Below are 12,280 nucleotides of genomic sequence, written 5' to 3' on the forward strand. Positions count from 1 at the left end.
TGATGCTGAAACGGTTCCTAAGAGCGGAAGATGGAGCAACGATGGTCGAGATGGCCATCGCGATGACGCTCCTGCTTACTCTTACCTTGGGTTTCGTCGATTTCGGTTACGCATTTTATCAGTGGAACGCAGCGACCAAGGCGGTGCAGATCGGTGCAAGGCTCGCCTCCGTCTCCGATCCAGCCGTCAACACAGCCACGCTTGCAGCGGCCGACCCAGGTACAAATCCAGGAGCCCCGATTACGGCTGGAACATACTCGTTCGAGTGCAAATATTCCGGCAGCACAGGCTCGTGTAACGGCAATTCCGCGATATTCAATGCTGCCGCGTTCAGCCGCATTTTCCGCGGTGATACGGCAGCGACTAATGATGATGCCTGCCCGGGACTGGCCGCCAACCAACGACCGGGGATGTGCCAATTTTTCCCAGGCTTGCAACGCGCCAATGTCGTGGTGACCTATACCGCCACCGGCCTCGGTTACCAGACGCGCTTGGGTGGCCCGGTGCCGACCATCACCGTCAGCCTACAGAACGTTCCGTTCCAATTCTTCTTCTTGGGCGGGCTGCTCGGGTTTGCAGATAAAACGATGCCATCCATGCTGAGTACAGTAACGGGTGAAGATTTAAAGAGTACGTCACCATGAACGCCATCGACACAAGAGTTCTCCCGACCAAGCGCAAGCAGGTGGCGCTGTTTTCCGGCGATCCGAATTTCAAGCGCGACGTCACCACGCGGCTCGACGCGCTGGCGATCTATGACGTCAAGGTCTCGGATGCGGCGGAGTTCCTGAAGGGGCCGCCTGTCGACAGCCGTCCAGGCATCATCATCCTCGATCTCGGCAATGGCGAGCTGCTCGGCAATCCGGCGATCGTCGAGGCGCGCGCGGCCTGGGCCTCGGTGCCGCTGATCGCGATCTCGGACGAGCTCACCTCCGAGCAGACGCGCGTGCTGGTGCGCATGAACGCGTCAGACTGGTTGCACAAACCGCTCGACGCCAAGGAGCTGCTCAACGCCGTCACCTTCCACGACACCGGCAGCCAGGGCACCAAGAGCCGCATCATCACCTTCATCGCCGCCAGCGGCGGCGCCGGCGCCACCACGCTGGCGATCTCGGCGGCGGAGCACCTCGCCTCGAAGTCGGCCGAGCGGGCGGCCGCCACCTGCCTCGTCGACCTCGACTTCCAGAGCGCCAATTGCGGCGCCTATCTCAACCAGTTCAACCAGTTCGACCTCTCCGGCATCATCGGCCAGCCGGACCGGCTCGATGTCGAGCTGATGGACGTCATCAAGCTGTCGCGGCCTTCGGGCCTCACGCTTTATTCCTTCGAGCGGCCGCAACTGCCGTTCGAGCCGCACGGTTCCGACTTCGTCTTCCGGCTGCTCGACCTCGTCGCCTACCGCTTCGACGACATCGTCATCGACCTGCCCAACATCGAGACGCCGTGGCACGATTCGGTGCTGCGCACGAGCGACGAGATCTTCATCGTTTTCGAGCTCAACGTCGCCTCGCTGAGGCAAGGCAAGCGGCTCTACAAGAAGATCCGCGAATTGCGCGGCAACAAGGTCAGCATCACGCTGGTCGCCAACAAGCACAAGCGCAAATGGTTCGGCAACCACTTCTCGCGCAGCGAGCTGGAGAAGATCTTCAAGGCGCCGCACATCAAGTCGCTGGCGCTGGACAATACGCTCCTGGCCGATGCGCTGAACCGCGCCATCCTGCCCTCCGAGGTGGACGGACGCGCGCGCTTCAACAAGGACTTGAAACGCATGTTCAAGGAGCGGCTGGACAATGCCCAGCGCTAACCTTCGCACAACCCTTGCCGCGGCCGGCCTGATCGGCATCGCGCTGGCGTCGGCCTGCGAAGTGGCGATGGCGGGATCAGGCCTGCCGCCGCTGCCGGCGATGGGCCCAAGCCTGCGCAAGGCGGTCGTCTTTGAGACCGGCGAGCAGCCGGGCACGATCATCATCCGCAAGAACGAGAAGGCCCTCTATCTGGTGACCGGCCAGGGCCAGGCGCTGCGCTACCAGATCAGCGTCGGCCGCGACGGTTTCGGCTGGACCGGAACGGTCAAGATCGCGTCGAAGACCGAATGGCCCGAATGGCGCCCGCCCAAGGAAATGCGCGCGCGCCAGCCGGAACTGCCGGCGATGGTGCCGGCCGGTCCCTACAATCCGCTCGGCGCCAGGGCGCTTTATCTTTCGCGCGACGGGCGCGACACGCTCTATCGCATCCATGGCACCAACGATCCCAGGGGCGTCGGTTTCGACGGCACGTCCGGATGCTTCCGGCTGACGAACACCGATGTGATCGATCTCTTCAAACGCGTCTCGGTGGGGGCAAAGGTGGTGGTTGAATGACGATGATCAGCGAGCCGGACGTTCCGGCAATCGAACTCGGTCACCGGGAAACCGTTCCGGGAAAGCCCAGCCGCGCCAGGATGATCGGCGTCATCGCCGTCGGCGCGTTGCTTGTCACCGCCATCAACGTGACGGCCGCGGTCTATCTCTATCGCGGCGTCAACGACCTCAAGACTATCGAGGCGCGGCTGGATCAGCTCGGCCAGTTCGAGCAGCGCATCGGCGCCCGCATCGACACCGTCAACAACGGTTTCCAGAGCCGGTTCGAGACGCTGGACCGCCAGCTGCAGGCGAATTTCGGCCAGATCAACGGCAATGTCGCCAGGCTGGAGCAAGGCCAACCGGCCGCCGCCAGCGCGCCGGCGCCCGGCGCTCCGGAGCCGAGCATGCTCGGCAACACCACGGTGGCGGATGCTTCAGCGGCTTATGAAGGCGGCGCCGATCCCGCCGACGCGCAGCCCTCGTTCAAGCGCAAGGTCGCGCCCCCGGGTCCCAACCCGTCCTACCAGCGCATCCAGCAGCCCGACGGCAAGGTCTATTACAAGAAGATCAACTGATCGCGCGGGCCGCCTGAGCCGGCCGCTTACAGATCGCGCTGCAGCGCAAGCATACGAACCGAGCGGGCTTCGGCGCGCAGTTTCGCCTCGCGCAGGAAAGCAACGTGGCAATAGGCGCACGCCGCGAGACCGAGGCACAACACCAGGCAGTTCTGCAAGCTTAGATCGACCATAACCGAGAACTGGAGACCATGGGGTGTGACGAACGCGGCAACGGTGCTCGCCGTTTCCGCGTGACTGCTCTGCGCCATCATAAGCCCCGCGAAGATCAGGGCTGCGTGATTGGCCAGAAAGAAGCCGGCCGACCTCTTTGCCTGGCAGATCATCCAGCAGGCGCCCGCCGCGAAAACAAGGATAGCGGCGTCGACGGCCATCGACCCGCCGAGATAGACATGCGCCTGCTGCCAGAACATGGTCGAGAACGGCCGCAGCTCGAGCCAGGCGTGCCACACGGCGGGGCTCGCCGGATAAAAGCCGAGAAGCAGTGCCGCCATCCGCTCCGCCGCCAGCAAAACCAGCATCAGGGCCGGAAAGGCAAAAAGCAGTATCGGCTTGCGCATCATGTCATCCCCTCGACATCCGATGACCGATTCTAGGATGCATTGGTTGCGCGAGACTTAACGCAACGCCTTGCTTTTCAAGGAATGTCGCTCATGTCTAATGTGCGGATCTAATGTGCGGACGGATTCAACAGTCGGGGTGGCGCCGTGTCGACAGGAGCTAACGGGTTGGGATCGAGCAGCAACACCGGCTGCCGGCGCGATCCCATGGAGGCCCGCGCGTGAGCCAGGCGAGACCGCCCAGCCGCCCGCTGCTGGCGCCGATGCTCGGTGGTCTCGGGCTGCTCGCCGGCATGCTGCTGATCGCCGAGGGCAGGCGCTGGCTGCCGCCCGACCCGCCTCCGGTCGCGCCGACCCAGGATGCCGGCGACCTCGAGCCTGCCTCTCAGGTCCCGGTTCAAGACACGCGGCCGGGCGAGCCGGCACGCAAGATCGCCGAGCATCTCATTGCGCCGCCGCCGCTCGACCCATCCGGGATCGAGCGCATCGAGCCGCGCCCTCCGCTCGGCGAACTCGGGCTCGCGCCGGGACCGAAGACGCCGATGCCGCGGGATTGGCGCGAGACGCTGCTTTTCGGCCCGGTCGCGACCTCCTCGGCGGTCTTCGAGGCCATGGGACGCAGGGTCGCCATCAGCGGCACGATCGGCATCGACCCCGACAGGACCTGCACGTTCGACAACACTGCCTGGCCCTGCGGCCAGCGCGCGCGGGCCGCCCTCAACGCCTGGCTGCGCGGCCGGGCGCTCAAATGCCTGCTGCCGCCGGATGCCGACCGCTTCGCCATCGCCGCGCCCTGCGCGCTCGGCAAGCAGGATGTCGGGGCCTGGCTGGTCTCCAACGGCTGGGCGCTGGCCGCTCCCACCGGCATCTACGGCAAGGCGGAAGCGGTGGCGAGAGAAGCCAGGATGGGCATTTTCGGACCACCGCAATAGCGCAATCGCGGGAAAGCCGGTTTCCGTCACGGAATTGCGTGAAAGCAGAATGGTCAGAGCGGTTCGGCACTTTTAAAACTTGGCCTGATCCAACGGCAGCCGGTGCGCCGGATCCAGCGCTTCCATGGAGAAGAAGCCGACTTTGCATCAAATTGTACGCTTCCCTGAAACCGAAATTGCAACGGACCTCCTGTAAAGCAATGCGTCGAACAGGAGATTGGCCCTTGACCACGAAAACACCGATCGCGCCGGCTCAAACGTGGAAGCACCTCATCTTGCTGGCCGTGCTTGGCACCGCCGGCTGCGTCGCCCTTTCGCTGGCGCTGAACTACCTGATGCTTTTCAGCGACAGCCTGACGCCGTTCGCCCGCGGGGCCGCCACGGCCATCATCGTGCCGATCGTCATCGGCCTGCCGCTGTTTGCCCTCACCGGCTGGCAACAGATCGAGATCCGCCGTTACCGGCAGGAACTCACCAAATCCGGCACCTACGATCAGCTGACCGGCTGTCTGAACGGCAAGGTGTTCACATCGATGGTCGACAGGAGAGCGGCGAGGCCGGCCGGTCCGCGCTCCGGCGCGTTTCTGGTCATCCATCCGGAGCATCTGGCGTCGATCAACCTGCGCTTCGGTCTGGAATGGGGCGACGAGGCCTTGCGCTTGATCGCATCGGCCATCCGATCCGCGGTGCGCAAGGACGATCTGATCGGCCGTCTCGGAACCTCGATGTTCGGCGTCTTCCTGCCGGGTGCGAGCGACCAGGACGCCAAGGAGATCGGCGAGCGTATTCGCGGCGCGGTCGGCGAGATCTATTTCGCGCCGAAGGGCGACAAGGACGTGCTTGCGATCAGCGTCGGCGGCGTCGTCTTCGAACATGAGCTCGATTTCGAGGACATGTACCGCTTCGCGGAGGAAGGCATGGCAGAGGCCCCCGACGAAGCCGGCCTGCGGCTGTCGCACGTCACCAACTGAACCGGCGCGATCGGTCTGCTTCTTGGCCGCACCGGCAAATGCGGCTGGGCTATGGTGGCGCTGGAACTGGAGGCCTCGCCCGGAATCGAACCGGGAGTGAAGGATTTGCAGTCCTCTGCGTGAACCATTCCGCCACGAGGCCTCGCAGGCGCGACATTGCCATGGGTTGGCGCCAGACCCATCGTCAGGCGCTGCCCGATGCCAATTACAGGGAAGGCTGGTGCTGCGAGAGAGGATTGAACTCTCGACCTCTCCCTTACCAAGGGAGTGCTCTACCACTGAGCTACCGCAGCCTGCGATGGCGGCGCTTCTGCCATATCGAACCGGCAAGCGCAAGGCCAAGAAAAACCCAAAGCGTCGCATCTGATTCTTGGCCGCCATTAAGCGGTTGGGGCGGCATGCGCGGCCGATCCACAGCGTGAAACCCGCCGGACGGCCTGCTTTCATGACATAGGCGCGTTAAAATGTTAGCCATTGCGGAATCGTGGCCGGCTGAGCCGCCGGTCAGGGATGGATGATGAACGACAAGACAAATCCACCGAAAAAGGGCGAAGCCGCGCGCAAGGAACGGTTGGCCGAGGCGCTGCGCGCCAATCTGCAGAAGCGCAAGGCGCAGACGCGTTCGCGGCGCGCTGGCGACGCCGATCAGCGGTCGGAAGGCTTGCCGGCTGCTGGAAAAATGCACAAGGACTGACCAAATCAGCCATACTGCCCGGCCATAGTCGGTCCGGTTTCGGGAAAAATCCTATTTCTTGAACCAAACCGGCCAATGGTCTAAGCCGGGCGCATCAACCGATTGAACCGGCCTGTTCTGGCCGAGGGGACGTTTTCTTATGGATCGCATCAGAATTGTCGGCGGCAATAAGCTGGCCGGTACCATTCCGATCTCGGGCGCCAAGAACGCGGCACTGCCGCTGATGATCGCCTCGCTGCTCACCGACGACACGCTGACGCTCGAAAACGTGCCGCATCTGGCCGATGTGGAGCAGCTGATCCGCATCCTCGGCAACCACGGCGTCGACTATTCCGTCAACGGCCGCCGCGAGAGCCAGCAGAAAGGCTATTCGCGCACCATCAATTTTTCCGCCCGCAACATCGTCGACACCACCGCGCCTTACGAGCTGGTGTCGAAGATGCGCGCCTCCTTCTGGGTTATCGGGCCGCTGCTTGCCCGCATGGGCGAGGCCAAGGTGTCGCTGCCCGGCGGCTGCGCCATCGGCACGCGGCCGGTCGATCTGTTCCTCGAGGGGCTGCAGGTGCTTGGCGCCGAACTCGACGTCGACAATGGCTATGTCGTGGCCAAGACCCGGAATGGCCGCCTGGTCGGCAATCGTTACGTCTTCCCGAAGGTCTCGGTCGGCGCCACCCATGTGCTGATGATGGCGGCCTCGCTCGCCAAGGGCGAGACGGTGCTCGAAAACGCCGCCCGCGAGCCGGAGATCGTCAATCTCGCCGAGTGCCTGATCGCCATGGGCGCCAAGATCCACGGCGCCGGCACCTCCACCATCACCATCCAGGGCGTCGAGGCGCTGTCCGGCGCCCGTGTCCGCGTCATCCCCGACCGCATCGAGACCGGCACCTATGCCATGGCGGTGGCGATGACCGGCGGCGATGTGGTGCTTGAAGGCGCGCGGCCCGACCTGTTGCAGACGGCGCTCGACGTTCTCGTCGAGACCGGCGCCGAGATCACGCCCACCAACGAGGGCATCCGCGTCAAGCGCAACGGCGCCGGCATTGCGCCGGTCGACGTGACCACCGCCCCCTTCCCCGCCTTCCCGACCGACCTGCAGGCGCAGTTCATGGGCCTGATGACGATGGCCAAGGGCAAATCGCGCATCACCGAGACGATCTTCGAAAACCGTTTCATGCATGTGCAGGAGCTCGCGCGGCTGGGCGCCCACATCACGCTTTCCGGCCAGACGGCGATCGTCGACGGCGTCGCCAAGCTCAAGGGCGCTCCCGTCATGGCGACCGATTTGCGCGCCTCGGTGTCGCTGGTGATCGCCGGCCTTGCCGCCGAGGGCGAGACCACGGTCAACCGCGTCTACCACCTCGACCGCGGCTTCGAGCGGCTGGAAGAGAAGCTCTCGGGCTGCGGCGCGGTGATCGAGCGCATTTCGGGCTGACGCGCACGAAGCAGGTGCTCGAGACAACATAGGTCCGCGCGCGTTGGGGCGGCCAATTTTTGAAGCTGGCGCTGCCCCTCATCCGTCCTTCGGGCACCTTCTCCCGTGAACGGGGAAGGCCGCGACTGCAGCCTTGTCGCCTTTGCTGCAACGTTCGCGATTGGCGAAATCCCTGACGAAAGCCTCCCTTCTCCCCGTCACGATACGGGGAGAAGTGCCCGGTAGGGCGATGAGGGGCAGCACAGACTTGGCGTGATTGCCTTTGGCTGCATCCGTGCCGAGGTTGCACGGACCGGAAAGACCGCCTAACAGAAGGCTGAAACCAACCTTAGGTACAAATTCCGCATGGCAGCTCTCAAGCTCATCGCGCTCGACGATCAGGATCTGAGCATCGTCTCGGCGCATGTCCAGGACGCCGTGATGAAGGTCTCCGACCTGGAGTACCTGCCGGCGGCCAAGCGCTTCGTGCTGACCATGAACCGCTTCGTCTGGGAAGCGAAATCGGGCCTGTTCCGCCAGCACAATGAACGGCGGCAGAGCGTTCTGCATTTCGACCGCGTGCTCGGCGTCAAGACCAGCGGCATTCAACGCGACAAGCCCGCCGAAGTGCTGTCGCTGCTGGCGATCAGCTTCATTGCCATCAGCAAACCGGCCGGCATCGTCGAATTGGTGTTTTCGGGCGGCGGCACCATCATGCTCGACGTCGAATGCGTCGAGGCACGGCTTGCCGATGTCGGCGGCGCCTGGGAAGCCACCTCGCGACCTGTGCACAGAGGCTGACGATGGCCATCACGCTCCGCCAGTCCGATACCGATTTCGAACAGCGCTTTTCGGCCTTCCTCACCACCAAGCGGGAAGTGTCGGCCGATGTCGAGGCCGTGGTGCGGGACATCATCGCCCGCGTGCGCGCCGAAGGCGACAAGGCGCTGATCGACTACACGCTGAAGTTCGACAAAGCCGATCTCGGCGCGCTCGGCATCGCCGTGTCGAAGGACGACATCGCCAAGGCCTATGAAGCGGCCGATCCGGCCACCGTCGAGGCGCTCAAATTCGCGCGCGACCGTATCCGTTCGCATCACGAGCGGCAAAAGCCGAAGGACGACCGCTACACGGATGCCGCCGGCGTGGAGCTCGGCTCGCGCTGGACGGCGATCGAGGCCGTCGGCCTTTATGTGCCCGGCGGCACGGCGAGCTACCCGAGCTCGGTGCTGATGAACGCCGTGCCGGCCAAGGTCGCCGGTGTCGAGCGCATCGTCATCGTCGTGCCGGCGTCGGGCGGCGTCATCAATCCGCTGGTGCTGATGGCGGCCGACCTTGCCGGCGTTTCGGAGATCTACCGCGTCGGCGGCGCGCAGGCCGTTGCGGCGCTTGCTTATGGCACCCAGACGATCAGGCCGGTCGCCAAGATCGTCGGGCCGGGCAATGCCTATGTCGCGGCGGCCAAGCGCCAGGTGTTCGGCACGGTCGGCATCGACATGATCGCCGGACCGTCGGAGGTGCTGGTGGTGGCCGATGCCGACAACGATCCGGACTGGATCGCGGCCGACCTTCTGGCGCAGGCCGAGCATGATGTCTCGGCGCAGTCGATCCTGATCACCGACAATGCCGAATTCGGCAAGGCGGTCGAGCAGGCGGTCGAACGCCAGTTGAAAGTCCTGCCGCGCGGCGAGACGGCGGCCGCCAGCTGGCGCGATTTCGGCGCGGTGATCCTGGTGCCGACGCTCGATGCCTCGCTGCCGCTGGTCGACAGGATCGCGGCGGAACATGTCGAGCTCGCCTTCGACGATGCCGAGGGCTTCCTTTCCAGGATGCGCAACGCGGGCGCCGTGTTCATCGGCCGGCACACCCCGGAAGTGATCGGCGACTATGTCGGCGGCTCCAACCACGTGTTGCCGACAGCACGTTCGGCGCGTTTCTCCTCGGGCCTGTCCGTGCTCGATTTCGTCAAGCGCAGCTCGATCCTGAAGCTGGGTCCGGAGCAGCTCAAGGCGCTGGCGCCCGCCGCGATCGCGCTTGCCAAGGCGGAGGGGCTCGATGCGCATGCCCGCTCCGTGGCGATCAGGCTGAACATGTAGCGATGCCCGGCCGCGACCAAACCCGCGACAGGCTGATCGAAGTCGAGCTCGACGAAACGATCGGACGTTCGACGCCCGACGTCGAGCACGAGCGGGCGGTGGCGATCTTCGACCTCATCGAGGAGAACAGTTTCAAGCCGGTCAACGACGACGGCGCGGGTCCTTACAGGCTCAAGCTTTCGCTGGCCGAGTCGCGCCTGGTCCTTGCCGTCAGCCGCGAGAACGGCGCCGAGGTGGTCACCCACATCCTGTCGCTGACGCCGCTCAGGCGCATCGTCAAGGACTATTATCTGATCTGCGAAAGCTATTACGAGGCCATCCGCTCCTCGACGCCCAGCCATATCGAGGCGATCGACATGGGGCGGCGCGGCCTGCACAATGAGGGCTCGCAGACCCTGATGGATCGGCTCGCCGGCAAGATCGAGATCGATTTCGACACGGCGCGGCGGCTGTTCACGCTGGTCTGCGTTCTGCACTGGCGGGGCTAGATCAGGATGACGTTTCGTTGAACCGCCGTCCTGGTCCAGCTCTTTGTTGGAGTATGATCTTTTCCAAAAACCGGTTCCCACTTTTTGGGATCATGCTCTAGTGCCGGCCGCCCTGCCCCACTCGATCCTGTTTCTGTGCGGCATGAACGCCGTGCGCTCGCCGATCGCGGAGCAGCTGGCGCGCCGCATGCTGCCCGCCACCACCTTTGTCGCTTCGGCCGGCGTGCGCGCCGGCGAGCGCGATCCGTTCGTCGATGCGGTGCTTGCCGAGGACGACCTGTCGCTTGGCGAGCGCCAGCCCCGGACGCTGGAGGATCTGGAGGATGATTATTTCGACCTGATCGTGACGCTGGCGCCGGAGGCGCACCACGCCGCGCTCGAGCTCACCCGCTCGCTCGCCGTCGAGGTCGAATACTGGCCGATGCCGGACCCGACCGACACCGGCGGGACGCGCGAGCACATCATGGCGGCCTATCGCGACGTGCGCGAGCGGCTGAAAACGCGCATAAGCCGACGTTTCCTGCTTCCAGAGGCAGGAAACGCTTCGGATTAAGCGTGTTCACAAGCGCACGATTATCATATAGGTTCCGCCGCAATTTCCAGCCGGGTGCTGGAACTACCATCCAAGCAAAGGTATCGAATGCCGAAGGAAGAAGTCCTCGAGTTTCCAGGTGTGGTCACCGAACTGCTGCCCAATGCGATGTTCCGCGTGAAGCTCGAAAACGAACATGAAATCATCGCCCACACGGCCGGCCGCATGCGCAAGAACCGCATCCGCGTGTTGACCGGTGACAAGGTCCTGGTCGAGATGACGCCTTACGACCTGACCAAGGGCCGCATCACCTACCGTTTCAAGTAGCAAATCGGCGTTAAGCACGATGAGCATCCTGCAGAAGCTCGTGCTTGCCTCGGGTTCGCCGCGCCGCATCGAACTCTTGCAGCAGGCCGGCATCGAGCCGGACCGGGTGCTGCCCGCCGATGTCGACGAGACGCCGCAGCGCGCCGAGCATCCGCGTTCGCTGGCCAAGCGCCTGTCCAAGGACAAGGCCGAGAAGGCGCTGGCCTCGCTGAAAAGCGAGGAAGATTACGCGCCCGCCTTCATCCTCGCCGCCGACACGGTGGTGGCGGTGGGGCGGCGCATCCTGCCCAAGGCCGAGACGATCGACGACGCCATCAATTGCCTCGGCCTGCTCTCCGGCCGCTCGCACCGCGTCTATTCCGGCGTCTGCCTGATCACGCCCGGCGGCAAGCTGCGCCAGCGGCTGGTGGAGACCAGGGTGCGCTTCAAGCGGCTGCCGCGCGAGGAGATCGACGCCTATGTCGCCTCCGGCGAATGGCGCGGCAAGGCCGGCGGCTATGCCGTGCAAGGCCTGGCCGGCTCCTTCGTGGTCAAGCTGGTCGGCTCCTACACCAATGTGGTCGGCCTGCCGCTTTATGAGAGCGTGGCGCTGCTTTCCGGCGAAGGCTTCAAGGCGCACAAGAACTGGCACGTCGCGCGGCCATGAGCCTGGACGACAAGGTGACACCGCTTCGGCCCAAGCGGCCCTGCCCCGAATGCGGAAAACCGTCCTCGCGCGAGCACTATCCGTTCTGCTCCGCGCGCTGCAAGGACATCGACCTCAATCGCTGGCTGAAGGGCGCCTATGTCATCCCCGGCCGTGACGGCGAAGAGGACGACGAGGACAGCCCGAAGCCGGGCCCCAAGGACGAGGGCTAAGCGCCAGCGGCACGCCCCCTTCTAAAGCGCGTCGCGATCTTTCAGATCGCTCCATGCGCTTTAGGTTTTGATTTTACGCATGTCTTATCCCGAAACCGGTTCCCACTTCGGGACATGCTTAGGGTGGTTGCGGGCAATCAGATCCCGGCTTTGCCGGCAAGTGCGATTGCTCCTTTGCCGACATCGTTCGAACCCCATCAGGCGCCTGCGACAATTGCCCCGGAAAATCGCCCGTTAGGCGCTGGACAGCCAAGATTCCCGTGCTATAACCCACGCGCTTTCAAGGGGCGCCGCCTGGTGCCTTCGCGAAGCCCGGCGGGCGCATCCCGTTAGCCGGCGCAGGCCCAGATAGCTCAGTTGGTAGAGCAGCGGACTGAAAATCCGCGTGTCGGTGGTTCGAATCCGCCTCTGGGCACCACCTGCCTTTCCCATAGCTTCCCACCGCTTCTCGCGCCGTCCTACTAATCTATAGAAATCAATTGGTTGGCTGGTCT

The 12,280-nt window shown here is 64.3% G+C and carries 16 protein-coding genes and 3 tRNA genes; 16 read left to right on the plus strand and 3 right to left on the minus strand.

The features are described from left to right. The first annotated feature begins 41 nt into the window (after nt 1–41). From EJ069_RS18630 to EJ069_RS18645, 4 genes are read left to right on the plus strand one after another with little or no spacing between them, the layout of a single operon-like run. Complete coding sequence (locus EJ069_RS18630; RefSeq protein WP_245456172.1) at nt 42–644, plus strand: TadE/TadG family type IV pilus assembly protein; 603 nt, start codon at nt 42–44, stop codon at nt 642–644. Beyond that, complete coding sequence (locus EJ069_RS18635; RefSeq protein WP_126062552.1) at nt 641–1,804, plus strand: AAA family ATPase; 1,164 nt, start codon at nt 641–643, stop codon at nt 1,802–1,804. Before EJ069_RS18630 ends, EJ069_RS18635 begins: the two co-directional genes overlap by 4 nt. After that, nucleotides 1,791–2,360 carry a L,D-transpeptidase gene (locus EJ069_RS18640; protein ID WP_126062553.1) on the plus strand — a complete coding sequence of 190 codons (570 nt, stop codon included), beginning with the start codon at nt 1,791–1,793 and terminating at the stop codon, nt 2,358–2,360. The genes EJ069_RS18635 and EJ069_RS18640 overlap by 14 nt, the downstream gene beginning before the upstream one ends. Next, the gene (locus EJ069_RS18645; RefSeq protein WP_126062554.1) at nt 2,357–2,917 is read left to right on the plus strand and encodes a hypothetical protein; all 561 of its coding nucleotides are present in this window, start codon (nt 2,357–2,359) and stop codon (nt 2,915–2,917) included. The genes EJ069_RS18640 and EJ069_RS18645 overlap by 4 nt, the downstream gene beginning before the upstream one ends. A 26-nt stretch (nt 2,918–2,943) precedes the next feature. On the opposite strand, the gene EJ069_RS18650 is transcribed toward EJ069_RS18645, so the two are convergent. Beyond that, a complete protein-coding gene (locus EJ069_RS18650) occupies nt 2,944–3,480 on the minus strand; it encodes a hypothetical protein (RefSeq protein WP_126062555.1) in 537 nt (178 codons plus the stop codon). A 218-nt stretch (nt 3,481–3,698) separates the two neighbouring features. Between EJ069_RS18650 and EJ069_RS18655 the strand changes: the two genes are divergently transcribed. Both EJ069_RS18655 and EJ069_RS18660 read left to right on the plus strand, forming a co-directional pair. Continuing rightward, entirely contained in the window at nt 3,699–4,409 is a 711-nt protein-coding gene (locus EJ069_RS18655; RefSeq protein WP_245456174.1) for a thermonuclease family protein, read from the plus strand. A gap of 224 nt (nt 4,410–4,633) precedes the next feature. Continuing rightward, entirely contained in the window at nt 4,634–5,380 is a 747-nt protein-coding gene (locus tag EJ069_RS18660; RefSeq protein WP_245456175.1) for a GGDEF domain-containing protein, read from the plus strand. A gap of 67 nt (nt 5,381–5,447) precedes the next feature. Here the strand turns inward: EJ069_RS18660 and EJ069_RS18665 are convergent. Beyond that, nucleotides 5,448–5,522, minus strand: a tRNA-Cys gene (locus tag EJ069_RS18665). A 76-nt stretch (nt 5,523–5,598) separates the two neighbouring features. Further along, nucleotides 5,599–5,673, minus strand: a tRNA-Thr gene (locus EJ069_RS18670). Nucleotides 5,674–5,897: 224 nt separating this feature from the next. Between EJ069_RS18670 and EJ069_RS32805 the strand changes: the two genes are divergently transcribed. From EJ069_RS32805 to EJ069_RS18715, 10 genes are all read left to right on the plus strand, one after another. Next, nucleotides 5,898–6,074, plus strand: a complete 177-nt coding sequence (locus EJ069_RS32805) for a hypothetical protein (RefSeq protein WP_189341467.1) — start codon at nt 5,898–5,900, stop codon at nt 6,072–6,074. Nucleotides 6,075–6,213: 139 nt separating this feature from the next. Then, nucleotides 6,214–7,506, plus strand: coding sequence for a UDP-N-acetylglucosamine 1-carboxyvinyltransferase (gene murA / locus EJ069_RS18675; RefSeq protein WP_126062557.1), 1,293 nt, complete (start codon nt 6,214–6,216; stop codon nt 7,504–7,506). Between the two features lie 345 nt (nt 7,507–7,851). Then, nucleotides 7,852–8,286, plus strand: a complete 435-nt coding sequence (locus tag EJ069_RS18680; RefSeq protein WP_042640811.1) for a DUF2948 family protein — start codon at nt 7,852–7,854, stop codon at nt 8,284–8,286. A gap of 2 nt (nt 8,287–8,288) precedes the next feature. Further along, nucleotides 8,289–9,581 carry a histidinol dehydrogenase gene (gene hisD, locus EJ069_RS18685; RefSeq protein ID WP_126062558.1) on the plus strand — a complete coding sequence of 431 codons (1,293 nt, stop codon included), beginning with the start codon at nt 8,289–8,291 and terminating at the stop codon, nt 9,579–9,581. 2 nt (nt 9,582–9,583) lie between these two features. Then, complete coding sequence (locus tag EJ069_RS18690; protein ID WP_126062559.1) at nt 9,584–10,069, plus strand: UPF0262 family protein; 486 nt, start codon at nt 9,584–9,586, stop codon at nt 10,067–10,069. A 100-nt stretch (nt 10,070–10,169) separates the two neighbouring features. Next, a complete protein-coding gene (locus EJ069_RS18695; RefSeq protein WP_281059989.1) occupies nt 10,170–10,622 on the plus strand; it encodes a low molecular weight phosphatase family protein in 453 nt (150 codons plus the stop codon). A gap of 87 nt (nt 10,623–10,709) precedes the next feature. Beyond that, complete coding sequence (gene infA / locus EJ069_RS18700) at nt 10,710–10,928, plus strand: translation initiation factor IF-1 (protein ID WP_006200926.1); 219 nt, start codon at nt 10,710–10,712, stop codon at nt 10,926–10,928. Between the two features lie 19 nt (nt 10,929–10,947). Next, complete coding sequence (locus tag EJ069_RS18705) at nt 10,948–11,574, plus strand: Maf-like protein (protein ID WP_042640800.1); 627 nt, start codon at nt 10,948–10,950, stop codon at nt 11,572–11,574. Further along, entirely contained in the window at nt 11,571–11,786 is a 216-nt protein-coding gene (yacG, locus tag EJ069_RS18710) for a DNA gyrase inhibitor YacG (protein ID WP_126062560.1), read from the plus strand. The genes EJ069_RS18705 and yacG overlap by 4 nt, the downstream gene beginning before the upstream one ends. A 342-nt stretch (nt 11,787–12,128) precedes the next feature. Then, nucleotides 12,129–12,204: transfer RNA gene (locus EJ069_RS18715), tRNA-Phe, on the plus strand. Nucleotides 12,205–12,280: the final 76 nt, after the last annotated feature.

The sequence above is a fragment of the Mesorhizobium sp. M2A.F.Ca.ET.043.05.1.1 genome (assembly GCF_003952445.1).
GTDB lineage: Bacteria > Pseudomonadota > Alphaproteobacteria > Rhizobiales > Rhizobiaceae > Mesorhizobium.